The 25223-nt window shown below is 42.0% G+C and carries 23 protein-coding genes and 4 tRNA genes; 9 read left to right on the top strand and 18 right to left on the bottom strand.

Annotated elements, in window-relative coordinates:
- Positions 1-69 precede the first annotated feature (69 nt).
- The 10 genes from FTU35_RS07730 to tpiA all read right to left on the bottom strand — a co-directional run bounded on the left by FTU35_RS07730 (position 70) and on the right by tpiA (position 7341).
- Positions 70-474, bottom strand: a complete 405-nt coding sequence (locus FTU35_RS07730) for a ribosome-binding factor A (protein WP_004975876.1) — start codon at positions 472-474, stop codon at positions 70-72.
- Positions 474-3200 carry a translation initiation factor IF-2 gene (infB, locus tag FTU35_RS07725; protein ID WP_154321109.1) on the bottom strand — a complete coding sequence of 909 codons (2727 nt, stop codon included), beginning with the start codon at positions 3198-3200 and terminating at the stop codon, positions 474-476. The genes FTU35_RS07730 and infB overlap by 1 nt, the downstream gene beginning before the upstream one ends.
- 10 nt (positions 3201-3210) lie before the next feature.
- Entirely contained in the window at positions 3211-4695 is a 1485-nt protein-coding gene (gene nusA, locus FTU35_RS07720; protein ID WP_154321110.1) for a transcription termination factor NusA, read from the bottom strand.
- A gap of 35 nt (positions 4696-4730) precedes the next feature.
- Positions 4731-5255, bottom strand: a complete 525-nt coding sequence (gene rimP, locus FTU35_RS07715; RefSeq protein WP_154321111.1) for a ribosome maturation factor RimP — start codon at positions 5253-5255, stop codon at positions 4731-4733.
- A 322-nt stretch (positions 5256-5577) separates the two neighbouring features.
- A tRNA-Met gene (locus FTU35_RS07710) sits at positions 5578-5654 on the bottom strand.
- Positions 5655-5788: 134 nt separating this feature from the next.
- Positions 5789-5865 (bottom strand) — tRNA-Met (locus tag FTU35_RS07705).
- 77 nt (positions 5866-5942) lie between these two features.
- Positions 5943-6019 (bottom strand) — tRNA-Met (locus tag FTU35_RS07700).
- A 49-nt stretch (positions 6020-6068) separates the two neighbouring features.
- A tRNA-Leu gene (locus FTU35_RS07695) sits at positions 6069-6153 on the bottom strand.
- 53 nt (positions 6154-6206) lie between these two features.
- A complete protein-coding gene (gene secG / locus FTU35_RS07690) occupies positions 6207-6536 on the bottom strand; it encodes a preprotein translocase subunit SecG (protein ID WP_004975868.1) in 330 nt (109 codons plus the stop codon).
- Between the two features lie 13 nt (positions 6537-6549).
- Positions 6550-7341, bottom strand: a complete 792-nt coding sequence (gene tpiA, locus FTU35_RS07685) for a triose-phosphate isomerase (protein ID WP_004975867.1) — start codon at positions 7339-7341, stop codon at positions 6550-6552.
- Between the two features lie 277 nt (positions 7342-7618).
- On the opposite strand from tpiA, the gene pilB reads away from it, so the two are divergent.
- From pilB to coaE, 4 genes are read left to right on the top strand one after another with little or no spacing between them, the layout of a single operon-like run.
- Positions 7619-9331, top strand: coding sequence for a type IV-A pilus assembly ATPase PilB (pilB, locus tag FTU35_RS07680; protein WP_154321112.1), 1713 nt, complete (start codon positions 7619-7621; stop codon positions 9329-9331).
- 30 nt (positions 9332-9361) lie between these two features.
- A complete protein-coding gene (locus tag FTU35_RS07675) occupies positions 9362-10591 on the top strand; it encodes a type II secretion system F family protein (protein ID WP_154321113.1) in 1230 nt (409 codons plus the stop codon).
- 23 nt (positions 10592-10614) lie between these two features.
- A complete protein-coding gene (locus tag FTU35_RS07670; RefSeq protein ID WP_154321114.1) occupies positions 10615-11478 on the top strand; it encodes an A24 family peptidase in 864 nt (287 codons plus the stop codon).
- Positions 11479-11487: 9 nt separating this feature from the next.
- Entirely contained in the window at positions 11488-12087 is a 600-nt protein-coding gene (gene coaE, locus FTU35_RS07665; RefSeq protein WP_154321115.1) for a dephospho-CoA kinase, read from the top strand.
- Between the two features lie 5 nt (positions 12088-12092).
- Here the strand turns inward: coaE and FTU35_RS07660 are convergent, their stop codons facing one another.
- The 3 genes from FTU35_RS07660 to FTU35_RS07650 form a co-directional block, all read right to left on the bottom strand.
- Positions 12093-13022 carry a DMT family transporter gene (locus FTU35_RS07660; RefSeq protein ID WP_154321116.1) on the bottom strand — a complete coding sequence of 310 codons (930 nt, stop codon included), beginning with the start codon at positions 13020-13022 and terminating at the stop codon, positions 12093-12095.
- Between the two features lie 43 nt (positions 13023-13065).
- On the bottom strand, positions 13066-13815 hold the full coding sequence (rlmB, locus tag FTU35_RS07655; protein WP_154321117.1) for a 23S rRNA (guanosine(2251)-2'-O)-methyltransferase RlmB: 750 nt from the start codon (positions 13813-13815) through the stop codon (positions 13066-13068).
- 188 nt (positions 13816-14003) lie between these two features.
- A complete protein-coding gene (locus tag FTU35_RS07650) occupies positions 14004-14327 on the bottom strand; it encodes a pyrimidine/purine nucleoside phosphorylase (protein ID WP_004975854.1) in 324 nt (107 codons plus the stop codon).
- Between the two features lie 492 nt (positions 14328-14819).
- Between FTU35_RS07650 and recN the strand changes: the two genes are divergently transcribed.
- Entirely contained in the window at positions 14820-16481 is a 1662-nt protein-coding gene (recN, locus tag FTU35_RS07645) for a DNA repair protein RecN (RefSeq protein ID WP_154321118.1), read from the top strand.
- A gap of 60 nt (positions 16482-16541) precedes the next feature.
- Here the strand turns inward: recN and FTU35_RS07640 are convergent, their stop codons facing one another.
- Genes FTU35_RS07640 through FTU35_RS07625 form a run of 4 tightly spaced genes read right to left on the bottom strand, consistent with a single transcriptional unit; the run spans position 16542 to position 19983 of the window.
- The gene (locus FTU35_RS07640) at positions 16542-17528 is read right to left on the bottom strand and encodes a CsgG/HfaB family protein (protein WP_004975851.1); all 987 of its coding nucleotides are present in this window, start codon (positions 17526-17528) and stop codon (positions 16542-16544) included.
- Between the two features lie 56 nt (positions 17529-17584).
- Positions 17585-18187: a penicillin-binding protein activator LpoB gene (lpoB, locus tag FTU35_RS07635; RefSeq protein ID WP_004975849.1), complete on the bottom strand. Its 603-nt coding sequence runs from the start codon at positions 18185-18187 to the stop codon at positions 17585-17587.
- Positions 18188-18200: 13 nt separating this feature from the next.
- On the bottom strand, positions 18201-18602 hold the full coding sequence (locus tag FTU35_RS07630; RefSeq protein WP_004975847.1) for a DUF1425 domain-containing protein: 402 nt from the start codon (positions 18600-18602) through the stop codon (positions 18201-18203).
- A 16-nt stretch (positions 18603-18618) separates the two neighbouring features.
- Positions 18619-19983 (bottom strand): COG3014 family protein, encoded by a 1365-nt coding sequence (locus FTU35_RS07625; protein ID WP_154321119.1) that lies wholly within the window; start codon positions 19981-19983, stop codon positions 18619-18621.
- 616 nt (positions 19984-20599) lie between these two features.
- On the opposite strand from FTU35_RS07625, the gene FTU35_RS07620 reads away from it, so the two are divergent.
- The 3 genes from FTU35_RS07620 (at position 20600) to FTU35_RS07610 (ending at position 22523) form a co-directional block, all read left to right on the top strand.
- Positions 20600-21154, top strand: a complete 555-nt coding sequence (locus FTU35_RS07620; protein ID WP_180064641.1) for a YqgE/AlgH family protein — start codon at positions 20600-20602, stop codon at positions 21152-21154.
- Positions 21147-21590: a Holliday junction resolvase RuvX gene (gene ruvX, locus FTU35_RS07615; RefSeq protein ID WP_104852952.1), complete on the top strand. Its 444-nt coding sequence runs from the start codon at positions 21147-21149 to the stop codon at positions 21588-21590. The genes FTU35_RS07620 and ruvX overlap by 8 nt, the downstream gene beginning before the upstream one ends.
- Positions 21591-21740: 150 nt before the next feature.
- A complete protein-coding gene (locus FTU35_RS07610; protein ID WP_004975841.1) occupies positions 21741-22523 on the top strand; it encodes an IclR family transcriptional regulator in 783 nt (260 codons plus the stop codon).
- 89 nt (positions 22524-22612) lie between these two features.
- Here FTU35_RS07610 and FTU35_RS07605 read toward each other — a convergent pair whose 3' ends face one another.
- Positions 22613-23230: an alpha-ketoglutarate-dependent dioxygenase AlkB gene (locus FTU35_RS07605; protein WP_180064640.1), complete on the bottom strand. Its 618-nt coding sequence runs from the start codon at positions 23228-23230 to the stop codon at positions 22613-22615.
- A 142-nt stretch (positions 23231-23372) separates the two neighbouring features.
- Here FTU35_RS07605 and FTU35_RS07600 point away from each other — a divergent pair, with 142 nt between their 5' ends.
- Positions 23373-25175 carry an ABC transporter ATP-binding protein gene (locus tag FTU35_RS07600; RefSeq protein WP_154321120.1) on the top strand — a complete coding sequence of 601 codons (1803 nt, stop codon included), beginning with the start codon at positions 23373-23375 and terminating at the stop codon, positions 25173-25175.
- Positions 25176-25223 lie beyond the last annotated feature (48 nt).

The raw sequence follows: 25223 nt of genomic DNA, 5'->3' as shown, positions 1-25223 counted from the left end.
ATTGCAAAAGCTCAAACATGATAGACAAAAAAATGCCACCCGAAGGTGGCATTTTTTATCATCACTGATTTATTCTTCATCTTGCTTAGGTGCTGCAGGAGGTAAATCTTTTACCGCTTCTGCAATCAAACCAAACATATAGTTACCATAGGCATTGGTTTTATCGTAGTGAAAACGCAAACGCGGGGTAATACGTGTCTTAATACGACGGCTTAACTCATGGCGCAAGAAGCCTGATGCTTTATTCAACACATCCAAGGTTTCTTTATTTGCCGTTTCGCTTTGCTCATCGCCTAATTCACGTCCCATGACGGTCACGTACACTTCCGCATATCCTAAGTCTGGGCTCACCTTCACTGCAGAGATGGTCACAAGACCACCTAAGCGTGGATCTTTCAGCTCTTGGCGAATCAGTTCTGACAGCTCACGCTGTACTGTATCCGCCATACGCTTCAGACGTTGACTACCCGCCATTAAAGACTCCGTTTAATCAATTGAACATCGTACACTTCAATCTTATCAAGTGGTTTGATGTCTTTATAGCCTTTTACTGCAAGACCACATTCCATACCTGCGCGAACTTCTTCCACCACGTCTTTATAACGACGAAGTGACTCAAGCTCACCTTGGAATACCACCACATCATCACGTAATACGCGAATTGGTTTGTTACGGTGAAGTACGCCTTCAAGTACCATACAACCTGCAGCTGCACCAAACTTACTTGAGTGGAACACTTCACGCACTTCTGCAACACCCAAAATAGTTTCACGGTGTTCAGGTGCAAGCTTACCGCTCATCGCATCTTTCACATCATCAATTAATTGATAGATGATGCTGTAGTAACGAATGTCAATACCATCCGCATCGGCTTTTTGACGCGCAGTATTGTCAGCACGTACGTTAAAGCCCAGTAATACGGCTTCTGAAGATTCTGCAAGCGTAACGTCAGACTCGGTGATCGCACCTACGCCTGAACCAATCACACGTACACGTACTTCATCGGTAGACAACTCACCCAATGCAACAATCAAGGCTTCCAAAGTACCACGTACATCGGTCTTCAATACCACATTGACAAATGGAACGTCTTTTTTGCCCATTGATGCCATGATGTTTTCAAGACGCATCGCGCTTTGACGCTCTAGACGTTTTTGACGCTCACGATCCATACGCGCATCGGCAACTTCACGTGCTTTCTTCTCGTCATTTACAACAAGAACTTCGTCACCTGCCATTGGCGCTTCAGGTAAACCTAAAATTTCAACTGGAATTGAAGGACCTGCAGATTTAATACGCTTACCGTTTTCATCAGTCATGGCACGTACGCGACCATAAGATGAACCTGCAAGTACCAAGTCACCTACATTCAAAGTACCGTTTTGTACCAGAATTGACGTCACTGCACCGCGACCTTTATCTACACGCGCTTCAATCACCACACCTTGCGCTGCACCTTCTTCAGATGCTTTCAATTCCATCATTTCTGCTTGAATTGAAATTAAGTCAAGAAGTTCATCAATACCTTGACCTGAATGCGCCGAAACCATTGCAACAGGTACGTCACCGCCCCATTGTTCAGGTACGATTTCTTTGGTGGTCAATTCATTCAATACGCGGTCTGGATCAGCCGATTCTTTGTCCATTTTGTTAATGGCAACAATAATTGGCGTACCCGCTGCACGCGCATGGTCAATGGCTTCTGCAGTTTGTGGCATCACACCATCATCTGCCGCAACGACCAATACCACGATATCTGTCGCTTTCGCACCACGTGAACGCATTGCAGTAAACGCTGCGTGTCCTGGTGTATCTAAGAAGGTGATAATGCCTTTATCGGTTTGTACGTGGTATGCACCAATGTGCTGGGTAATACCACCCGCTTCGCCTGCAGCCACTTTGGCACGACGAATACGGTCAAGTAATGATGTCTTACCATGGTCAACGTGACCCATGATGGTCACCACTGGTGGACGTGTCGTTTGAACACCACGTGCCTCTTCAGCCGCTTCGAGTAAGTTATCTTCAGCTTGCGTATCCGATACTAGAACTGGGTTGTGGCCCATTTCTTCAACTACAAGTGCCGCAACTTCTTGCTCAATCGCTTGGTTTTGCGTAACTAACTCACCCATTTTCATGAGTGATTTAATCACTTCACGTACTTTAACTGCCATTTTTGCAGCCAAGTCTGCAACCACAATCGTTGCACCAATTTCAACATCATAAACTTGTTTTTTAACTGGTTTTTCAAAGCCGTGCTTGTTGGCTTGGCTCGTTTTCAAACCGCGTTTATGTGGGTTTTGGCTGAAAGATTGCTCTTCCTGACCGCGACGACCACCTTTTTTCGGTGAACGTGTATTGGTGGTACTGGTACCACGCTTGATTTCGCGGTCTTCTTTGGCAAATGAATCTTCATAAGCCTGACCCACAAGACCAGCCGCCAATGGAGAATCATCTACCACACGAATGGTAGCGGTTGCATCTTCATTTGAGTATTTAGATGCCATCTGACGCATTTGCTCAAGCGTACGTTGCTGCGCTTCTTCAGCAGCTTTACGACGTGCTGCTTCTTCAGTCGCTTTCAACTGAGCTGCTTGCGCTTCACGCGCTTTCTTTTGCTCAGGTGTTTCAGTGACTTTCACTGCTTGCTTCACAATTGGCTTGTTGGTTGACTTACGTTTCACCACAACCGCAGCTTTCGCAACTTCTTGCTTGGCTGTTTCTTGCTTCGCTGCTGCACGCATTGCATCTAAAGCTTGTTTCGCTTTTGCAGCACCTGCTTGAGGCGCGTCTGCTTTCGCTTTGCTCTTTTCTGCCACGTCACGTGCTTGCTGTTCTGCATGTGCTTTTTCAGCTGCTTCCGCCTGTGCTTTTGCCAGTGCTTCCGCTTTAATCTGTTCAGGATCAGGCTTTACAAATGTATGCTTCTTACGAACTTCTACATTAATCGTTTTCGCTTTGCCCGAAGTACTTGCCACTTTAGCGGTACTGGTGGTTTTACGTTTCAACGTGATTTGTCCTGCTTTACCCTCTTGACCGTGAACCTTTTTTAAATGGTTCACTAGGGTACTTTGTTGTTCCGTGGAAATAATATCGTCAGCGTTACGCTGTGGTAAACCTGCGTCACGAACCTGTTCCAGGAGTTTCTCAACTGGACGACCTACACTGAGCGCTAACTCTTTAATCGACTTGTCCGTCATATATTACCTCCTAGTTAAACCATGATTCGCGCGCTTTCATAATCAATTGACCCGCTTTTTCTGTACCTAAACCTTCTATATCTTCAATATCGTCAGTCGCTTGGTCAGCTAAATCATCAACTGTAATGACACCACGAGCGGCAAGCGCATAAGCGATCTCTTGTGTCATGCCTTCCATTGCTAGAAGTTCTTCACTCGGATCTTGGATATTTTCTTGCTGTTGCAATGCTTCTGCCAAAGCCACTTCTTTGGCACGGCCTTGTAACATTTCAACAAGTTCTTCATCTAAATCAATTTCGTCAAATGTTTCCGCAGGAACATACGCAATTTCTTCTAATGAAGTGAAGCCCATTTCTACCAATGCCATCGCCAAATCTTCAGCAATGTCTAGACGTGAAACAAACAAGTCTAAGTATTGTTGCGCTTCATTTTGCTGACGTGCGTGATACTCTTCTTCAAGCATCATGTTCAGCTTATAACCTGTGAGTTCAGAGGCTAAACGTACGTTTTGACCTTGTGAACCAATTGCACGTGCCAACTGATCGCTGGTTGCGAAAATAATGTCGGCAGTACGTTCTTCTTCATCAATCACAATTCCCGATACATCGGCTGGCTCTAAAGCACTGGCGATATATTGTGCTGGATCATCAGACCACACCACAACATCAATACGCTCACCATTTAACTCTTGCTGTACCGCTTGGATACGTGTACCACGCATACCAATACATGCACCTACAGGGTCAATACGATGGTCGTTGGTTTTTACTGCAATTTTTGCACGTACACCTGGCTGACGCGCTGCTGCTTTAATTTCGATGATTTCTTCAGAAATTTCTGGAATTTCTTTTTTCATCAATGCAATCAGCATTTCAGGCTTGGCACGTGACAACAACAATTGTGCACCACGACCTTCACGGTTCACGCTGTACAAAATTGCATTCACACGCTGCTTAGGACGCAAAATTTCTTTGGCGATCATTTCTTCACGCGCCAAATATGCTTCTGCATTGTCGCCCAAATCAATAATAAAGCCATCTTTGGTTTGCTTTTTCACTTCACCGTAAATCAGCTCGCCTACTTTGGCTTCATAAGCATCTGCAACCAATGCGCGTTCTGCTTCACGAATTTTTTGCACAATCACTTGCTTGGCAATTTGCGCAGCAATACGACCGAAGTCAATTGACTCAACTTCAAGTTCGCGAATATCGCCAATTGACCACTTTGCAGGGTCTACATCAGAAATTGCATCTTGGCATGCAGGCATTTCATGATCTTCATCTGCCACCACTTCCCACTGACGGAAAGTGCTGTAGTCACCTGTTTTACGATCAATTTCCACACGTAAACGTGCTTCTTCTGAGTTTGTGCCTTCGTAGAATTTCTTTTTCGTCGCAGCAACAAGAGCCTGTTCAAGCGCCTCAAAAATTGCCTCACGACTTACACCTTTTTCGTTACTAACCGTTTCAACGACGGTAAGAATTTCACGTGCCATAAGTCACCTATTCGTTCAGATTCTTATTAATTTGATTAATCTTGGTAAATCAGGTTTGCTTTATCAATATTGTGACTGTCAATCTCCAATACCTGCTGTTTTTCCACTTCGACCTGAATGGTTTCATTTTCCAGATCTACAGCAACCAATTTCGCTTGAAATTTACGACAGTTTTCTACAGCACTGATTAAACGTAACGCAATGGTTTGCCCAATATATGCAGGCAATTGCTCTAATTGGAAAAATGGACGATCCCAACCCGGAGAGGATACTTCAAGTGCATATTCACCTGAAATTGGATCATGCACATCAAGCATTGCACCAACTTGCTGGGTTACACGTACACAATCTTGCACACCAATACCACGACCTTGCTCTAATTCGCCATCTTCATTTAAGACAGGTTCTGCATTTTCATCGACAGCTTTGTCGATATAAATACGTAACAAAGAACGCTTACCTTGTGGAATAAACTCGATTCCCCAAAGATCCACATCACATGCTTGCACTGCTGGCGCAATTAAGTCCTGAAGTGCTTGAGTTTTATTTGATAGCTTCATTTACTCTCGTCATTCTGCTGCGGTTCAATGGTCTTATTTGACCACTACACATTCATACAAACTATAGTAGTAGTGAAACATGACACTTTGACTTTAGGCCGCGCACGGCTTGTATCGACACTACACGATAGCCAATAAAAAAGGGCGTAATCGCCCCTATTCTTGCACAGTAAAACCAATATCCACTGTGCAAAAAGGCCCACCTAGTTGTGAGCCTCTTTAGAAACTTGGTTGCGGGGATTAGACTAAATCTAACCATCTTTGCTAGTTTATTATGCTGAATTCAATCAACTAAAACTAACGTACCACACCATTAGAAACTTGGTAGCGGGAGCTGGATTTGAACCAACGACCTTCGGGTTATGAGCCCGACGAGCTACCAGACTGCTCCATCCCGCATCAACGTGCAAAAATTATATACAAATATGAATAAGTTTTCAATCAAACTTAGCATTTTTGCCTGACTTAAGTTGCACCTTAGTCAGTATAAAGCGTAAAACTCATATTAGAGCATAATCACACTTTTAAAATATTGGTAGCGGGAGCTGGATTTGAACCAACGACCTTCGGGTTATGAGCCCGACGAGCTACCAGACTGCTCCATCCCGCAACAACATGTAAATACTTATCTCAACCTAAAATAATTTAAGTTGCCTACGCTTAATTCACGATAAGCTTAGGATTGATTGGTAGCGGGAGCTGGATTTGAACCAACGACCTTCGGGTTATGAGCCCGACGAGCTACCAGACTGCTCCATCCCGCATCAACAGATTTGCTGCTTAACACCAACTTATGTTTTCTGGATTATAAGTTGGTGCGGAAGGGGGGACTTGAACCCCCACGCCCGAAAGCACTACCACCTCAAGGTAGCGTGTCTACCAATTCCACCACCACCGCAGCTGTGACGCATTCTAGTCGCATCATGCGAAAAAAGAAAGTGCTAAATAAAATTATTCAGCGCTTTTAGGCGCAGTTGGTGAAGTTTCAGGCGATACTGGCTGTGCAGGTGCAGTCGTTTGTACAGTCTGCAAACTATATGCACCTGTGGTTTGTTTCTTGGCAAACACCGCTAAAGTTAAACTGGTTGCAAAAAACAAGGCTGTTAAAATTGCCGTTAAACGGGTTAAAAAGTTACCTGAGCCTGACGCACCAAATACGGTTGCCGCACCACCGCCACCAAAAGAAGCGCCTGCATCTGCACCTTTACCATGCTGAACCAAAATTAGTCCAATCATTAAAATGGCTAAGATAATATGTACTACCAGCACAAATGTTTGCATGCTGAACTCCTCATTATTGTGTATTTGCAAAGGCTTGCGCAATTTGATGGAACGATGCCGCATTTAAGGATGCACCACCGACCAAAGCACCATTAATGTCTGGGCAGGCTGCTAACTCTACGGCATTTTCTGGTTTTACACTACCACCATATAAAATCGGTAGAGTCACCGCATAAGCGGTGATTTGGCTTAAACCTTCACGGATTTTTGCATGCATGCTTTGCGCATCTTCAGGTGATGCGGTCTTGCCTGTACCAATTGCCCAAATAGGTTCATACGCAATCACTATCTGTTGCCATTGCTCAGCGTCAACCACAGCAGCAATATCACAAATTTGTTGCAAAACAACTTGCTCTGCCTGACCGCTTTCACGTTGTTGCAGACTTTCACCCACACAATAAATAACTGTCAAACCTGCCTGCAAGGCATTTTTAACTTTTTCATTCAAAATGCTTGGTGTGTCTGCAAAAAGTTCACGACGTTCTGAATGCCCAACCAATACATAATCAATTTGACTGTCTTTTAGCAATTCTGCACTGACTTCGCCTGTATATGCACCCAAACCCGCAATACGGGAAAGGTCTTGTGCAACGGTATAGACAGGACGTACTGCTTCGCTCAATGCAGCTTGAATTTGAGTTAAAGCCAAAGTGACAGGTGCAATCCCCAAATGACACTTTTCAGCCTCTACAGGGCTGTCTTGTAATAATGTTTTAAATTCAGAAATAAGTTGCTGAGCATCGGCATGTATCGGATTCATCTTCCAATTGCCAACCACCCAAGGCTTAATCGTCGTAGCCGACATAGAATAACCTGCAAAAACAATTCATTTAATCGCGCACATTCTACACGCAAATCACATTTCTGCTGAGTTTTTTGTACAAGCTTTGCATCAAACTGCTGCATGAAGTATCTTTTCATGGCAGGACTTACAATTTTTTTAGCAGATTAATGTAACTGGTTCATGCTTTTAGGCGATACTTAGGTGGTGACAGCACTTTCAGATATGGTATTTTTGTGCAACAAAAGTATAATTTTAAGATACCAATTATAAACAATCTTGATTTTGAGGACGTTGGGGAATGTCAGTACAACAAGCTACACCTAGATTTACAGGTTTTATTCGACGTTTGGTCGAAGATGGGCTCGTTTCTGCTGAAAATATGCAAACTGCCATTAAAGCCGCACAAAAAGATAATGTTGATATTGTTCCCTATCTCATTCAAAACCTAAATATCGCGCCTTTAATCATTGCTGAAAAAATTTCTAATGAGTTTGGCGAACCTATTTTTGATTTAAGCGTGTATGACTCTGCGCTCATCGTGCGTGAAGGCATTGATGAAAAGCTTTTCAGCAAATATAACCTTTTACCTATTTTTAAGCGCAATCACCTGCTTTACGTTGCGACCAGTAACCCGACCAATATCGAAGCAATGGATGCCATTCGTTTCAACAGTAAAATGAATATTGAAGCCATTGTGGTCGAACACGATAAATTGGTAAAACTGATTGAACAAAACTTTGCGAGTGAGTCTGCTTTTGAATTTGAAGATGATGACTTCGATCTCAACTTTGAAGATGGTAACAGCGAACCAGAACAAGCTGCAGAAGATGAACCGCAGGGTGATGAATCCCCAATTGTTAAATACATCAACAAATTACTGATTGATGCAATTCGCATGGGTGCTTCGGACTTACACTTTGAACCGTATGAAAAAACCTATCGAGTGCGTTACCGTGTCGATGGTGTATTACGTCAAATTGCCACCCCACCCTTACAGTTAGCTAACCGCTTGGCATCACGTTTAAAAGTGATGTCCCAAATGGACATTTCTGAAAAGCGTGTCCCGCAAGATGGTCGTATTAAATTAAAACTATCTAAAAACAAGTCCATCGACTTCCGTGTTAACTCCTTGCCAACCTTGTTCGGTGAAAAAATTGTACTGCGTATTTTAGATCCATCTAGCGCCATGCTTGGGATTGATGCCTTGGGTTATGAGCCTGAACAAAAAGCTTTGTTTATGGAAGCTCTGGACAAACCGCAAGGTATGTTACTGATCACAGGTCCAACAGGTTCGGGTAAAACGGTATCGCTCTATACAGGTTTAAACATTCTAAACCGAGAAGACACCAACATTTCCACTGCCGAAGACCCTGTGGAAATTAACCTTGAAGGGATCAATCAGGTTAACGTCAACAATAAAGTTGGTCTGACCTTTGCTGCAGCGCTGAAATCATTCTTACGTCAAGACCCTGACATTGTTATGGTGGGTGAGATTCGTGACTTAGAAACAGCAGAAATTGCAATTAAAGCAGCACAAACGGGTCACATGGTGATGTCAACACTGCATACCAACAGTGCACCAGAAACTTTAACCCGTTTACGCAACATGGGCGTTCCTTCCTTTAACATCGCAACTTCGGTAAACCTCGTCATTGCACAGCGTTTGGCACGACGCCTATGCCCGCATTGCAAAGCTCCTTCCGATATTCCAAAACAAAGCTTATTGGAAATGGGCTTTACTGAAGCCGATTTGAGCAATCCAGAATTTCAGGTCTATCAACCTGTAGGCTGTTCTGAATGCCGTGAAGGTTATAAAGGACGTGTTGGTGTTTATGAAGTGATGAAAGTCACACCAGAAATTTCTAGAATTATTATGGAGGATGGTAATGCCATCCAAATTGCTGATGCGTCAGCAAAATCGGGGTTTAACAATCTGCGTCGTTCGGGGTTACTTAAGGTCATGCAGGGGGTGACTTCATTGCAAGAAGTCAATCGTGTGACCAGTGAATAGTTGTAAAATTTAAAATAAGGATAAATACGCATGGCTGTCAAAAAAGCACAGATGATGCCCACCTTCGTTTATGAAGGGATTGACCGCAAAGGGGCTAAGTTAAAAGGGGAAATTCCAGCGCGTAATATGGCCTTGGCAAAGGTCACATTGCGTAAACAAGGGATTACCATCAAGACGATTCGCCAAAAGAAAAAGAATATTCTTGAAGGCTTAATGAAAAAACGGGTGTCGACATTAGACATCACTATTTTCACGCGTCAGCTTGCCACTATGATGAAAGCAGGTGTGCCTTTGGTACAAAGCTTTGAGATTGTTGCCGAAGGTCTTGAAAACCCCGCCATGCGTGAAGTGGTTTTAGGCATTAAAGGTGAAGTGGAAGGCGGGAATACCTTTGCTGGCGCATTGCGTAAATATCCTCAATATTTTGACAATCTGTTCTGCTCTTTGGTTGAATCTGGTGAACAATCGGGTGCACTAGAAACCATGCTGGATCGTGTCGCGATCTATAAAGAAAAGAGTGAGTTACTCAAACAAAAAATTAAAAAAGCCATGAAATACCCTGCAACGGTCATCGTGGTGGCTGTGATTGTGACCATTATTTTGATGGTAAAAGTTGTACCTGTATTTGAAGAGTTGTTTAGCTCTTTTGGTGCAGACTTGCCTGCCTTCACTAAAATGGTGGTCAACATGTCACAATGGATGCAGAAATACTGGTTTATTCTGATTATTGTGATTGGGGTCATGATTGCAGGTTTCTTGGAAACTAAAAAACGCAGTAAAAAATTCCGTGACTTCTTAGACAAAGCGGCACTGAAAGCGCCTATTTTTGGTGACTTGGTCTATAAAGCCATTATCGCGCGTTATAGCCGTACTTTAGCCACTACTTTTGCTGCTGGTGTACCCTTAATTGATGCTTTGGAATCGACCGCTGGGGCAACCAATAACGTGGTCTATGAAGAAGCGGTGATGAAAATCCGTGATGATGTCGCGACAGGACAGCAGCTACAATTCGCCATGCGTGTCACCAATAAATTCCCTTCTATGGCGGTGCAAATGGTCGCCATTGGTGAAGAATCAGGTGCGCTAGATGCCATGCTGGATAAAGTCGCAACCCACTATGAAAACGAAGTCGACAACGCAGTAGATGGCTTAACCTCAATGATGGAGCCGTTGATTATGTCTGTCTTGGGTATTTTAGTTGGCGGTTTAGTTATTGCTATGTACCTACCTATTTTCCAAATGGGTTCAGTTGTTGGCTAATTATATTTTAAAGGCTGAGTAAATTGCTTACAGAATTAATCGCGTACTTGATCCAAAATCCAACTGCGCTCTATATCGCAGTTGGACTTTTTAGTTTATGTATTGGCAGTTTTTTGAATGTGGTGATTTATCGCACCCCAAAAATGATGGAACAGGAGTGGCGTAACGACTGCCAAATGTTGTTACATCCTGAACAAGCCATTATTAATGAAAGTAAAATCACCCTGAGCAAACCTGCATCGACCTGCCCCAAATGTCACAACCCAATTCGTTGGTATCAAAATATTCCTGTGCTGAGTTGGTTGGTATTACGCGGTAAATGTGGCAACTGCCAAAACCTGATCAGCGTACGTTATCCAATGATTGAAGTATTAACCGCTGTTTGCGCCCTGATTGTGCTTGCGGTATTTGGCCCAACTGTACAAATGCTGTTTGGTTTGCTGCTCACTTATACCTTGATTGCACTCACCTTCATTGATTTTGATACACAACTCTTGCCAGACCGTTACACCCTGCCTTTGGCTGCACTGGGTTTGGCCGTCAACAGCTATGCCATCTATACCTCACCAACCTCGGCAATTTGGGGTTATGTAATTGGCTTCCTATGTCTATGGGTGGTGTATTACCTGTTTAAAATCGTCACAGGCAAAGAAGGCATGGGCTATGGTGACTTCAAGCTCCTTGCCGCTTTAGGTGCATGGATGGGGCCGATGATGTTACCCCTGATTGTGCTGCTATCGTCCTTAGTTGGGGCGATTATTGGCATTATTCTGTTAAAAGTGCGTAAAGAAAACCAACCCTTTGCATTTGGTCCGTATATCGCCATTGCGGGCTGGATTGCCTTTTTATGGGGCGAGCAAATCATGAAAGTATATTTGGGACAATAAGGACAACACATGCGTTTTGTTTTGGGTCTAACAGGAGGAATTGGCAGTGGCAAGTCTGCAGCCAGTGCGTGGTTCGAGACCCAAGGCATTGTTGTGGTCGATGCGGATGTGGTTGCACGTGAAGTGGTTGAAAAAGGACAGCCTACCTTAAAGCAAATTCAACAACACTTTGGCGATTGGGTTTTACTTGAAAATGGCGAACTAGACCGTCGCGCATTACGTGAACACATTTTCAAAGAACCAAGTGCACGACAAGCACTTGAAAAAATCACCCACCCTGCAATTCGTGAATCGATTATTCGACAATTAAATGCTGCCAATAGCCCCTACGTGGTTTTGGTTTCACCACTCTTGTTTGAAACCAATCAACATCAATTGACCCGACATACATTATTGATTGATGCTACTGAAGCCCTACAAATTCACCGTGCTTCACAACGTGATGGTCAAACGGTTGAGCAAATTCATAAAATTATTCAAGCACAAATGCCACGTGCTGAAAAACAACGCCTAGCCGATGACATTGTGCTAAATGATGGGCATTTAGATCATTTGTATAGCAAACTTGAAGTATTGCATCAGCAGTATTTAAAGCGAGCGATGCAGTAAGCAAATTAATCTGACTGTTTTTTTTGCTGTTCAAGTTGGGCTTTTAAGCTGTCAGGTCGGGCCCACCAACGCCAAGGTTGCAAAGCGCCAATCCCCATACCCATCAAGCCACATAAAATTGCCAGACTCAACGGCTCGCCCAATAAAGGGACAGCAAGAATCGCAGCAATAAACGGCGCCAAGGTCACAATACTACCAGTTTTGAATGCCCCCAAACGCTTAATTGCCTCGACATAGCTAAGTGTTGCGATGATTACCACAAATACCCCATGAAAAACAGTTTGCAGCAATAAATGAATCGGTTCAGGTGTGCTGAGTTGTTTCGGGAAAAACAGTACGTAAATCGGGACATAGACGATTGCCGACCAAATTGCGACACCCGCCATAGCATGCCAAGCGGAAAGCTTCCATTGTCTTAATAAAACCGTAAACACACCCCACCAAATAGCGCTGATAAAAAACAGTCCATCCCCAAGTCCAAAGGCAACACCTGTTTCTTGATACATCAGCGCACTCATACCCGCAATGGCGGTCAGCATAATTACAATACTGATCCATGTATGGCGGTCAAAAGGCACTCGAAATAACATCCAAGCAGCAATGGCGGTACAAACAGGAATACAGCCATTCAAAAAAATGGCAGCATGCGCAGCAGGTACATAATGAAAAGCACTATACGCAGTCAGGCAATAGCCCACTCCACCAATCATTGCCAAAATAAAAGGCTCTTTTTTCCATAAAAATGCCGTATCTTTTTTCCAGATAAGAATCGGCATTAAAATACAAAAAGCCAAAGCAAAGCGTAAGGCGGTAATATCCCAAGCACTGATCTGCCATTGTGCATTCAGCCGAGCAGTTAGGGTAAAACCACCCCAAATGCACATGGTAACAAACACCAAAGCATAACCTTGCTTTTGGGGAGATAGACGAATCACGGTGTTGAAGACATCAATAGAATAGCAAATACAAAATCAGCAATTAAGCCTGACGCTGACGACAAGCTTCATACAAGGCCATACCTGTTGCAACACTGACATTCAGACTTTGCAGATTTCCTGCCATTGGAATAAATACGGTTTGATCACATTGTGACTGGGTAATTGGGCGTAAACCTGTATCTTCTGCGCCCATCACCACGCATACTGCTGTGCCTGTAAAGTCAAATTGCTGAATTGGCAAAGCTTTTTCATCCAGCATCGTACCCACCACGCGCACATTAAACTCTTGTTTCAAATGCGCCAAAGTACGTGCCAAATTGGTCACTTGGATAAATTTGACTTTTTCTGCACCACCTGCAGCTACTTTGCGTGCAGTTGGGGTCAAACTTGCTGAACGATCACGCGGCACAATCACGGCAGTAACCCCCATCGCAGCGGCAGTACGGATACACGCACCCAAGTTATGCGGGTCGGTGACTTGGTCGAGCGCCAAAAGTAAAGGCTTGCTATCAGGCTGCAACAAGGCATCCAAGTCTTTTTCATTCAGAGTTGGATGTGGGCGTACTGCAGCCACCACTCCTTGGTGAAAAGGCAAACCTGCCAGTTTTTCCAAGCTGTCACGGCTGGCTTTTTGCACACTAATGCCAAATGGTTCGGCAAGTTCTAAAATCTTTTGTAAACGCTGATCATCACGCCCTTTTAAGGTAAAAAGAGTTAAGACGCGCTCTGGCTCAAGCTCCAATAATGACTCCACCGAGTGAACGCCATAATAATATTCAGGTTTTGCCATGAACGACCTCTAATTAATGCACCAATAAACCAGCGAAAACGAAAAATCCTGCAAAGCTGACTTTACAGGATTTCAATCAGATCTAGTTTAACCGATTCGGGTGAAAATTTCTTGATTCAATTCCGCTTGATTGGGTGCTCAAGCAGGAGAAAAATGAAATCTTAATTCAATACCCTATTATCGGCTGATTAGCCTTCTAAGTGGCACACGTAATCGAGCACTTCATCGGTTTCGATGCTGAAACGGCTATTGCCAGGCACATAGAACGATTGACCCGCGCGGAATAATTCACTTTCTTCGCTATCGGCAATTTTGACACGACATTCACCTGAAATAATTTCCATACGTTCAGGTACATGCGTTTCGAAAGTCAAGGCTTGTTCAGTCGGTAAAATTACCCCTAAGGTTTTTTTGGTACCGTCTTCAAATTGCACCGTGTGACTGATGCATTGCCCACCAAAATAGACATTCGACTTTTTCACAACTGATACATGATCAAACTGAGCTGACATGCGTATTCTCCAGGTAACGCGTTTTTATATTTTTGACTGATGTAGTTTAATTCTGTCCTCAGAACTAATCAATCTGTGTTTACAGTGGGCTTTGCGTAAATTGAACAATGTTTCAATACGCAGCATGCAACACGCTGACAGCACAGTCTAAGCCAATGCCAGAGGCATGCAAAGTACTCTGCTCTAGATTCTTCCCCACTAAAGTGCTAAATCTGAATGTGAAACAGATCACGAATAGTATCTATATCGTTTAAGTTCCACCATATCAAGCAGCACCGAAAACTCCCCAAGTGAATATACTGCAATTTAATGACCATCCAATGAAATGATCAAATGATCATGTGTTTTATATATGATGCTTATCGGGTACATTTTTTGTTGTTTGCGCTGCAATTTAAGCTAGAATTAAATAGAAGAAAATAACAGCCTTGTTATGGCATTTCCAAAACTTGACTCTCTTTCACTGACACTTTTCGCAGCTTGGATGCGTTTATGCTGACTCATTTAACACTGATTAACTTTGCCCTTGCCGACCACTTAGCACTGGATATTGAAACAGGTTTTAACGTTCTGACAGGGGAAACAGGTGCAGGTAAATCCTTACTTTTAGATGCGCTCTCTGCCTGTTTAGGTGAACGTACCGATACCAATTATGTACGTTTTGGCTCAGATAAAGCCGATGTGACCGCGAGTTTCAGTTATCAGGACAATAGCCCTGAAGCACAATGGCTAAAAGAACATGAATTAGATGATGAGTCTGGTGAAATCCATTTACGTCGGGTAATTTTTGCCACAGGGCGCAGCAAAGCATGGATTAATGGTCGTCCAAGCAGTTTGGCAGAGCTGAAAGAAATTGGACGCTTGCTAGTACAGCTATATAGCCAGCACAGCCAACAACAATTGTTGGAACCGCCTTATCCAAAGCACTGGCTTGATCGTTATTATAATTTTTATACCCCTGCCCAAGCAGTACGTGATGCTTATAGTACCTGGCAAAAAAATATCCGACAGCATCAGGCGGCGCTGGATGCACAGGCAACTCGCAAGCAGCGCATCGAAACTCTAAACTTACAGCTCGAAGAACTCGAAGAACTGGTACAAATCGATTATAAGGAGATTGAACAAGAGTTTGATCGCCTAAGCCATCATGAACATATCATGCAGGACTGCAGTTATAGCTTAAATGCCTTAGACGAAGCCGAGCAAAACATCACTCAGGAAATTGCTTCGATTATTCGCCGCTTGGAATCGCATGCGGGACGAAGTGAACAATTATCAGAAATTTATAACTCATTGTTAAATGCGCAAAGTGAATTAGATGATGCGACAGCCAATTTACGTCAGTTTATTGATCGTCAAAGCTTTGACCCTGAACGCATGGAAGAACTGAATCAAAAATTAGAAGTCTTTCATCGTTTAGCGCGTAAATACCGCACACAACCTGAATTATTAAAACAAGAATTTGATACTTGGCAAACTGAGCTCACTGCTTTACATGAACTTGAAGACCCTGAAACTTTGGCAGAACAAGTAGAAGTGGCACATCAGGACTTTTTAGCCAAAGCACAACATTTAGATGACATCCGTCGTGAAGCAGCCGCACCACTTGCCAAACAACTGACCGAGCAAGTCAAACAGTTGGCACTGCCTGAGGCACATTTTGAATTTAAGTTTGAACCTTTAGAGCAGGTTTCTGCGGAGGGGTTAAGTTTTATTCAACTACTGTTTACTGCCAACAAAGGTATTCCTGCTCAGCCATTAGCACGTGTGGCTTCTGGTGGCGAATTATCGCGGATTGCCTTGGTTATGCAAGTCATGAATGCCGAAAAAACCGAAGCCGAAGTCTTGGTTTTTGATGAAATTGATGTCGGGATTAGTGGTGGTACCGCAGAAATTGTGGGGCGCTTACTCGCAGGTTTGGCGCAACACGTTCAAATTTTATGTATTACCCACCAAGCACAAGTGGCAGCACAGTCTGATCAACACCTTTTAGTGAAAAAGCGTCAGACCGACCCTGCCAGCAGCACCATTGTTGAATTAGAAGAAGATGCGCGTATTTTAGAATTGGCACGCATGACAGGCGGCGTTGAAATTAATGACACCACCCTGCAACACGCCAAACAATTACGCCAATTGAAGTTTCAACAGGCTTAAAAAATAAATCCCCTGATTTTCAGGGGATTTATTTAGGTCTAAAACAAGCTTAATCATTATTTACCATTTCACAGGTTGGTCACTTGAACCAGGTGTCATTTCATAACCTGGAGAGGTATCATAAAATTGACTGCTAGAAGATTGCACAGGTTGTAGTTTAAGACCCTGTAAAATTTCAGGATTTAAACTTTGGGCAATCTTATCTGCAGTACTATCATTTAAACTATTATTTAAAAGATTCTGTGTCATCAAGTTCGATAAGGTACGATTAAAAGTCCCTGCCGCAACTACCTTACTGGTATTCGCTTCAATCACTCGCCACGTTAAACGCACCTGCTCTGCACCAGCATTTAACCCATACATTTGTTGACCGCTAGCAACTGACAAATCGTTAATACGCCCCACGAGTAAATAATCAGCACCTACTTTTTGACCAATACGCGCTAACTCATGCGGTGCACCATCCCAATACAGGAAGTCATTTTCAAATTGCATTTCATCTATGTAATGACGATCAACAACACTTAACTGCCCTGACTGTGCCAAATAAGTACCTAAAGTATCTGATAATTCTTGACTAAACTCAGAAGCAGAAGCACCGCTGGCTAAGCGGTTATTTTTTTCTGCCATTTGAAATGGCAAGACTGCAATACGGCGCATGTGTTGATCTTGTACAGTAGATTCAAACTTCACCACATGTGCGCGAACTTTAGCGCGATAATTATTTTTAGCACCAGAAACACTCAAGACCTGAAACTTGGTGACAGAACCCGAACCTTGATTGGCTACACTAAATACAGGTGAAACTTTACCCGTATATGTCCAGCCCTGATTATTTACAGATAAAGAAACTGTTTCTTCATAATTCATTTGTGACGATACCGAAGCACCATTCACCGATTGAACTGCAATCAATAATGCTTCAGAAATAGCTTGGTGTTGTGTTGGACCACTACCCGTTGCCTCTTTAATCACTTCTTTAATCGCAGCAAAAGCAGGACTGCACAGTAATCCAGATAATAAGCCTGCAAATAATATTTTTTTCATGTTCTATTCTTCAACAGCAACTGCGCTTATCACAGCGCAGTTGCTTTCAGATTAAATTAAAGACCAAAAGTTGAGCGCTTTGCTGCCTTACGGATTTCTTTTTCGCCTGTCCACTCTACAATGCCAGTTTGTAAGTTCTGCAATTTAAATGTGAACTTGTAATACACATCGCTCTTACCACCTGCATTTTTTACAATACTAGATAGATTGCCATTGAGCATATATTCAGCACCGATATGTCCACCAGTACGCACTGCAGTCGCTTGATTGACCATGCCGCTTTGCTTTTGATAGGCAAGTTGCTGCGCCATCGCATTGACAGATTTCATATCTACAAAACGAAACTTCCCTGAATTAATTAATTTGTTCTGAATCGTATCTGTAATAGATTCTGTATCGATATGTTCTTGTGTCTTGTTATGAATACGATCAAGCACAATGACTGGACGACGAGTTTGCGTCATTTGCACCACAGGTGGGAAGGTCAGCATATCATCCACCATCTTTGCAGCAATCATTTGTAGATCTGTCGATCCAAAATCTTTCGTTAAAGTTTCTACAGCTTGAGCATCACCATAACTCACTGCACTACCCGTTGTTGCACAACCTGTTGCCAAAACAGAAGTTGCTACCACAGCCATGATTAACTTTGCATTCATTGCTCTATCTCGCTTATTTCTTTAAATACACAACAACATCTACAGCCGATGGATTTGGTGCTAAAGATTGCACGCCCTTCACCTCTCGACCCGTTAACTGAATTGGTTTCCAAATCGCACCTTCAGGGTTCACTTCTGCCCCATGTGCATCGACCCATACGATTTTGTAGCTAAAATCTTTGTTATTGAAACGGCGGTTTTTAATGGCAATTGATGCCTTTTTTAAGTCGCCTGCCATAGACATTCCCACACGCTCAACAAATACCTCAGTGGTTAAGACTGGGTTATTGGTAATGGTGCGAATACTTACTTCGTTATTCGCATCTGTCTGTGTAGACAAAGCATTAGGGGCTGTACATCCAACCATCGCCGCAGCACTAAGACCGAGTAATGCGAGTTTTAACTGATTTTTCATAAAGTTCTCTTCAAAATTATTGGCGTGGAATACTACTTACACTTGCTGTAATTTTGTCATTTACATGATGTGCATAAACAAATACTGTCTCATTGGCTTTTACATCTAACTTCACAGAGGAGCTTGACAAATTACCTGACGATAACTGTAAGTTGTGTATCCCTGGCGTTAAGTTCAGACGTGCAATTTGCGTATTACTTGGCAAAGTTGTCCAAGCTCGTAAATCTGCTCGCTCGGTTGCCATATTGAGCACGTTACCTGCCAATTGCCCTAAAACACCAAATTGGTTACCAAGCTCTTTTTGAGCAGCATATTTGGCTGTGGCACGAATCACTTGGGTTGTTAAAGTTCCAACGACTTTTTCTTTTAAGTCTTTAACAGCCAATGCACCAATATCACTAATCACATAACTGTCTTGCAAAACTCGGTTATTCAGCTTCACTTTCAGGCTTTTGGGTGCAACATAAGTGCTAGGTTCATAAGTCGCAAAAGCAATGTTGATAATGCCGCCTGGAGTCGGAATATCTAACTTATTTTCAATTTTCTGTGGAACGATACCTTGTTCAATAAATACAATAACAGGCACACTACTATTACTTTGTTTTGCAACCAATTGATCTAAACGCTTTACATCTTTAGCAATCTGCTCATCAGGCTGTAACTCATAAGCTTTTTTGTAATCCACCAAAGCATCGTTGTATTCGCCTAAGGTTTCCCACAAGTTAGCTGCCATATAAAAAGCATAAGCATTTTGATAAGTATTCTTAATCTTGCCCGCAATTGGATCTAAGCCAACAAATGCCTCATCTAAAACATGCAATGCGGCATTTGAAGATGTATTTGCTTTTGTATTTTTCTCTTTTTTCTTTTCAAACTCAGCCTGATGTGCCAGTTCAATTTCACGCTGAATGCCCTGTGCAACACGCATTTCTACTGCAGCAGCCTCAAGATTTTTTAAAAAAATATAATTTTTCGCTTGAGAAATATGCGCCAATACCTGTTCATGAGGTGGCACCAAATAAGGTACCACCGAATCATTACTCACCATAGAAAGTGCTTTAAATCCGACCCGACTCAGACTAATTTTTGCACGACTTTTTTGTTTATCTAGAAATTCAAAAGCCTGCTTATAATGATTCAAACTTTCTTCATACTGATGATTGACTTGTAATAAACGTGCCTGCTCCAGTAAATATAGTACGCCGTCTTTTGAATCTACTTTATCTTTAAATTTAGCAACTAAATCTTCAGATAAATGATTATTCAAATGACTGCGAAACAAATTACCTTCATCATTATAAGTTCCAAAAATTGCTGCTTGAGAAAAAACTGAAGCTGAAAAAACAGCGGCAAACAAACTTCCCTTTATTAAATAATTCATATTAAACCATCAAAAAAAGCTATAAAAGATGAAAATTTCACCATCTTACAAACAATTATTTTTTGTTTCAATATGTATTTTATGTATATCTATTGAAACATATCAAGCTATAAAAACACAAATTTTACACTAAAGCACAAAACTTACAAAAGAAATAAATAGACTTATAGATTTTTTATATTAAAAAACCACTACTCATTAGACAAACTTAATATTTAATAAAAGAGAATATAAATGCAATAAAACCGCCTATTTTGCAATTAAAAAAAGAAATCACATTAGTTAAAATCAAAAGTAGATTAAAAAATATACACCAAAATATTTAAACAAACCCACATCACAAAGATAATAAAGCAATCAATTATTGTTCCTATATCTTCAACTTTGTAACTAAATAGATAAATTTAATGACATCATTTTTTCTAAATTTTAAATTTATTCTTTTATTTATCCTTTGTCTCACTTTTACCAAAGCAAAGTTGTCATCACAGTGGTTTTATGGGATAAGTACAGCTAAGAAATGTATATTTGCATGATTTGGCTGTAACTCGTTTACGTTTCCAAGTCGGTTTACAGTTCTGTTTGCCACCACCTCAGATTAAGGAGAATTGCTTAGGTGACTAAACAATATCTGACGCATCGCTGTCTCATAGCCCCGCCCGATATGAATGATGAGTTTTTTGCAAACACCGTCATCTATTTGGCACGTCATGATGAAGACGGTGCGCAAGGCATTATTATCAACCGTCCATCGGGTATCCAAATCAAAGAATTACTCAATGATTTAGATATAGACGCAGATAATGTGCATCCTCACGAAGTTCTACAAGGTGGTCCATTACGACCTGAGGCAGGTTTTGTTTTACACACAGGGCAGCCAACTTGGCATTCATCTATCGCTGTTGGTGAAAATGTCTGTATCACCACCTCTAAAGATATTTTAGATGCGATTGCCCACAACGAAGGCGTTGAACGTTACCAAATTGCCTTGGGCTATGCCAGTTGGGGCAAACAGCAACTGGAACAAGAAATTGCCCGTGGCGATTGGCTCATTTGTGAATCGGACATGGACTTGATTTTCAATTTACCTTATGACGACCGTTGGGATGCCGCTTATCGTAAAATGGGCGTAGATCCAACATGGTTATCTTCAGAGATTGGTCATGCCTGAAACAACACAAGCCCAAACCATTATGGCATTTGACTTCGGTACGCAAAAAATGGGCATGGCTGTGGGGCAGGCACTGATTGAAAGTGCGACCCCTCTCGCCCTCTTTCCCATGAAAGATGGCATTCCGCAATGGGAAAACTTGCTAAAAATTATCAAGCAACATCAGCCACAATTATTTCTAGTGGGCTTACCTTTAAATATGGATGATAGCGAGTCAGAACTGTCTACCCGTGCGCGTAAGTTTGCTAGACGCTTACGCCATCAAAGCAATATCAACACCCTAATGGTCGATGAACGCCTAACCACACGTGAAGCACGTGATGAGCTTGATCATTATCAAGCCCAAGGGCGTGGCAAAAAGCTCGCAGCCGACAGTCTTGCCGCAGCACTATTGATTGAAAGCTGGTATCGTGAGCCTCACGGCATTCAGCCTTAAATCCTGTTTCTGAATAGATAACAACGACAAACGAAAGAATTGGGATATTGATCGTTAGAATGCCTAAGATCATCTTTAAAAAGTCTATTGGTCTGGCGATTTTTTGATATAAAGTGACACCATCCTTTTGGTGTGAATGGGTAAATCCGCATGGCACTGTCTAGCTTTGGCAAGATTCTCACAGTCTTAGACTTATTTTCAACCGCACGTCCTGTCATTAATGTAGATACCATTAGTGAGGAACTTGGTTTATCTAAGCCTACCAGTTACCGCTATTTAAAAGAGTTGGTTTCAGCAGAGTTGTTGCAGCGCATGAGTGGCACATCGGGAGATTACACCCTTGGGCCAAAAATTGCGGTATTGGATTTTATCTCTCGCACGACCGATCCATTGGTCACCATCAGTATTCCGTTTATGAAAAAAATTGCGGAACGTACTGAATTTTGCTGTTTGCTGACCCAACTCAATCAAGATTCCTGCATTGATGTGCATCACGAAATCTTTAAAGATACGCCTTTGCTGTCTTATGGTCGCGGCTGCCCACGTCCTGTTTATGTCGGCTCATCGCCAAAAATTATTATGGCACATCTGCCTAAAGCTAAAATTTTAGACTATTACCAACGTTTTTCTAACGAATTGGCACAAGTCAATTTTGCACAAGATGAAGATGACTTTTTGCAGCAAATGCGCAAAATCAAAAAACAAGGCTATTATTTTTCTAACGGCGAACTCGATGCAGAAATTGCAGGCTTATCTGTACCGATTCGTTTTTCATCTAAAGATGCACCTTATGCATTGACGCTGCTGGCATCTAAAAACCGTTTTGAATTTGTCAATTTGCAAAAACTGATTGAAATTTTGCAGGATAATGCAGAACAAATTGAAAAACAGGTGGAAGTACTGAATACCAGTTTTAGTATAGAACTCACTTAAAGATTTAGGTTGTTGATACCTTAAAGCACTGAATTTAAATACAATTAAAATTTATTCCTGAATAAGGATTTAGAGTGCTAAATCAAGTTTTATTCAATAGCCGTGTGAAAATAGCGAAAGGTCAGATTAATTCTGGGTTGTATAATTCTATTGGACTTCATTAAGGCATGTTTCCAATAGTGTTGTGTCGTGCCACGCATGACCAACAACTGACCGCTGTGCAACAGTAGCTCAACCTTGTTGGCGCGGTGTTTATGCTGAAAACAAAATTTACGGGTTGCCCCCAAACTCAAAGATGCAATGACAGCGTGTCTGCCTAAATTCGGCTCATCATCACTGTGCCAACCCAAGCCCTGCGTACCATCTTGATATAAATTGGCCAAACATGAATTAAAGGGATGCCCGACCCATTGTTCAATTTGCTGTTTCAATCGCCACAAAGCAGGCTGCCATAGCAGTGCCTGCTTAACTGCTCCCGAATAACGATATTGATACTGCTCATCGCCATACCATGCCACTTGGCGCTGTGTCCGATAATACTGACCAAAGAGCAGACCTTCATCAGGCTGCCATGCCAAATGTTGCAAAAAATACCGTAAATAACGCTCACTATGCTCCGCACTCAGCACCAAACCATAGTCCTGCGCAATGCCGTCATAAGGCAGTACGTTGTCACAACGCTCAGGTGCAAACAATTCTAGATTCATGGTCATTCCTATGCTGAATAGCTTATTGTTTAATCTAAAACAAGGATCAGGACTGCTCACAAAATGACACAGCTTTTTGGCTTGTGAGTCGTGAAGTTCATCCTTAGACTTAAAATCATCGTTCTTATAACAATAATAGCTTATGAATTTATGGCATTTATTTCAAAAATTGCGTCCCTTCGTTCGACCTTATCAGCTCTTGGTGATTGCTACCTTAGTTTTAACGCTCATCGGCTCATTAACAGCTCAAGTCAATGCACTAACTTTACAATACGCTGTTGACCGTATTAACGCCTTAATTGAGGCAGGACAAGGTCTGTCTGCAGGCTGGCACATTTTAATCACCATTTCAGCCATTTTGCTGGGTAAAGAAATCATCAATGCCTTTGTGCAGTTTGGACAGAAGTTTTATGGTGAAAAACTACGCATTTTTGTGTCACAAGATTTGGCACAGGGCATTATTGAGAAATTTTTGCGTTATCGACTGGCCTTTTTTAATCAGGACAACAACCAAGCAGGTAAATTACAAACACGTATAGATCGTGGCATTGGTTCGCTCACCCGCTTAGTGCAAATTTTCTTTATTGATATTTTGCCACTCTTTACCAGTGCAATTGTGGCTTTGGGCTTAATGTATTATGCCAATTTTTATGTGGGCTTGGTCGCGACACTCATTGTGCCTATTTATTTTTGGCTGACCTATCAGCAGGCACAAAAACTAGGAAGCTGGCGACGTAATTTACGTGATGGACGTGAGAAAAAAAGCCAAGGGATTCTCAGCATCATCAACTCAATTACCGTGATTAAATCATTTAACAGAGAAAGCATCGAAGCAGAAAAACAACTCACCCTGCAGAAAAAACTGACCCACAATCAAATGCAGACCCGCCAAACCAGTTTTTTATTTGATGGTTTAAAAAGCTTTATTGAACAAATTGGCGTGGTGCTGATTATTATTTTAACTGCTTATTTTGTGTTAGATAGACAAATGAGCATCGGCATGATCATGTATCACGTGTTGCTGTTTGGCAATGTTTCTGCCCCAATTCGCTCATTACATCGTATTTATGATGAAGTCAATGATGCAATGATCTATTCAGAAAGCTTCTTTCAAATTTTGGAAGCCGAGCATGAAATTGAGCCAAGTGGTACGCTTAAACCAGTTATTCGAGGGCAGTTTGATCTGCAACAGGTAAACTTTTTTTATCCGAATGGACATCATGCACTCAAAGACATTCAAATGCAGATTCAGCCCAATAAAATTACCGCATTGGTGGGATTGTCGGGAGCAGGAAAATCTACCCTGATCAGTTTATTAGATAAATTCTATGAACCACAACAGGGAACAATTCAGCTCGATGGGATTGATATTAACCACATCGACACTCAATATTTGCGTGACCATATCGGCTTGGTTTTGCAAAAAAATCATATTTTCCAAGGCTCTATTTTTGAAAATATTCGTTATGGCAAAACTGATGCAAGCTTGGAAGATGTGATTCTGGCAGCCCAAAAAGCCTCTATTCACGAACAAATTTTGCAATTGCCTCAGGCTTATGACGCAGATGCCCTCATGCTTTCAGGCGGTCAACAACAACGGATTGCCCTTGCACGTATGTTCCTGAAAAATCCACCTATTATTTTTTTAGATGAACCGACTGCTAGTCTGGATGCCATTGCAACCGAACAAATCAAACAAAGCCTCGATGAAATTAAACAAGGGCGTACGGTCATCATCATTTCACATAGCTTATCGCAAATTATTGATGCCGATTACACCTATGTCATGAAAGATGGCAGGATTGCGGAACATGGCGAACATGATGCGCTTTATCATCAAAATGGGGTTTATAAAGAAATTTTTGATGCGATGGCAAAAAGTTTAAATATTGAAAAAATTGCCAAAACTTATGAGGATGATGCCGAGGAAGAAACCCATAGTTAATCAAAAAGTGCTTCAATCAGAAGCACTTTTTAATGAAGAATCACGATA

Origin of the sequence: Acinetobacter sp. YH12095 (genome assembly GCF_013419245.1) — a bacterium.
Lineage (GTDB): Bacteria > Pseudomonadota > Gammaproteobacteria > Pseudomonadales > Moraxellaceae > Acinetobacter > Acinetobacter towneri.
Note: the sequence above shows the minus strand (reverse complement) of the source record. Positions and strands in the feature narration are given on the sequence as shown.

What these genes read in the sequence shown, in the direction of transcription:
- FTU35_RS07730 (WP_004975876.1), bottom strand. Translation starts at nt 474, where the DNA reads ATGGCGGGTAGTCAACGTCTGAAGCGTATGGCGGATACAGTACAGCGT.
- infB (WP_154321109.1), bottom strand. Translation starts at nt 3,200, where the DNA reads ATGACGGACAAGTCGATTAAAGAGTTAGCGCTCAGTGTAGGTCGTCCA.
- nusA (WP_154321110.1), bottom strand. Translation starts at nt 4,695, where the DNA reads ATGGCACGTGAAATTCTTACCGTCGTTGAAACGGTTAGTAACGAAAAA.
- rimP (WP_154321111.1), bottom strand. Translation starts at nt 5,255, where the DNA reads ATGAAGCTATCAAATAAAACTCAAGCACTTCAGGACTTAATTGCGCCA.
- secG (WP_004975868.1), bottom strand. Translation starts at nt 6,536, where the DNA reads ATGCAAACATTTGTGCTGGTAGTACATATTATCTTAGCCATTTTAATG.
- tpiA (WP_004975867.1), bottom strand. Translation starts at nt 7,341, where the DNA reads ATGTCGGCTACGACGATTAAGCCTTGGGTGGTTGGCAATTGGAAGATG.
- pilB (WP_154321112.1), top strand. Translation starts at nt 7,619, where the DNA reads ATGTCAGTACAACAAGCTACACCTAGATTTACAGGTTTTATTCGACGT.
- FTU35_RS07675 (WP_154321113.1), top strand. Translation starts at nt 9,362, where the DNA reads ATGGCTGTCAAAAAAGCACAGATGATGCCCACCTTCGTTTATGAAGGG.
- coaE (WP_154321115.1), top strand. Translation starts at nt 11,488, where the DNA reads ATGCGTTTTGTTTTGGGTCTAACAGGAGGAATTGGCAGTGGCAAGTCT.
- rlmB (WP_154321117.1), bottom strand. Translation starts at nt 13,815, where the DNA reads ATGGCAAAACCTGAATATTATTATGGCGTTCACTCGGTGGAGTCATTA.
- FTU35_RS07650 (WP_004975854.1), bottom strand. Translation starts at nt 14,327, where the DNA reads ATGTCAGCTCAGTTTGATCATGTATCAGTTGTGAAAAAGTCGAATGTC.
- recN (WP_154321118.1), top strand. Translation starts at nt 14,820, where the DNA reads ATGCTGACTCATTTAACACTGATTAACTTTGCCCTTGCCGACCACTTA.
- FTU35_RS07640 (WP_004975851.1), bottom strand. Translation starts at nt 17,528, where the DNA reads ATGAAAAAAATATTATTTGCAGGCTTATTATCTGGATTACTGTGCAGT.
- lpoB (WP_004975849.1), bottom strand. Translation starts at nt 18,187, where the DNA reads ATGAATGCAAAGTTAATCATGGCTGTGGTAGCAACTTCTGTTTTGGCA.
- FTU35_RS07630 (WP_004975847.1), bottom strand. Translation starts at nt 18,602, where the DNA reads ATGAAAAATCAGTTAAAACTCGCATTACTCGGTCTTAGTGCTGCGGCG.
- FTU35_RS07625 (WP_154321119.1), bottom strand. Translation starts at nt 19,983, where the DNA reads ATGAATTATTTAATAAAGGGAAGTTTGTTTGCCGCTGTTTTTTCAGCT.
- ruvX (WP_104852952.1), top strand. Translation starts at nt 21,147, where the DNA reads ATGCCTGAAACAACACAAGCCCAAACCATTATGGCATTTGACTTCGGT.
- FTU35_RS07610 (WP_004975841.1), top strand. Translation starts at nt 21,741, where the DNA reads ATGGCACTGTCTAGCTTTGGCAAGATTCTCACAGTCTTAGACTTATTT.
- FTU35_RS07605 (WP_180064640.1), bottom strand. Translation starts at nt 23,230, where the DNA reads ATGAATCTAGAATTGTTTGCACCTGAGCGTTGTGACAACGTACTGCCT.
- FTU35_RS07600 (WP_154321120.1), top strand. Translation starts at nt 23,373, where the DNA reads ATGAATTTATGGCATTTATTTCAAAAATTGCGTCCCTTCGTTCGACCT.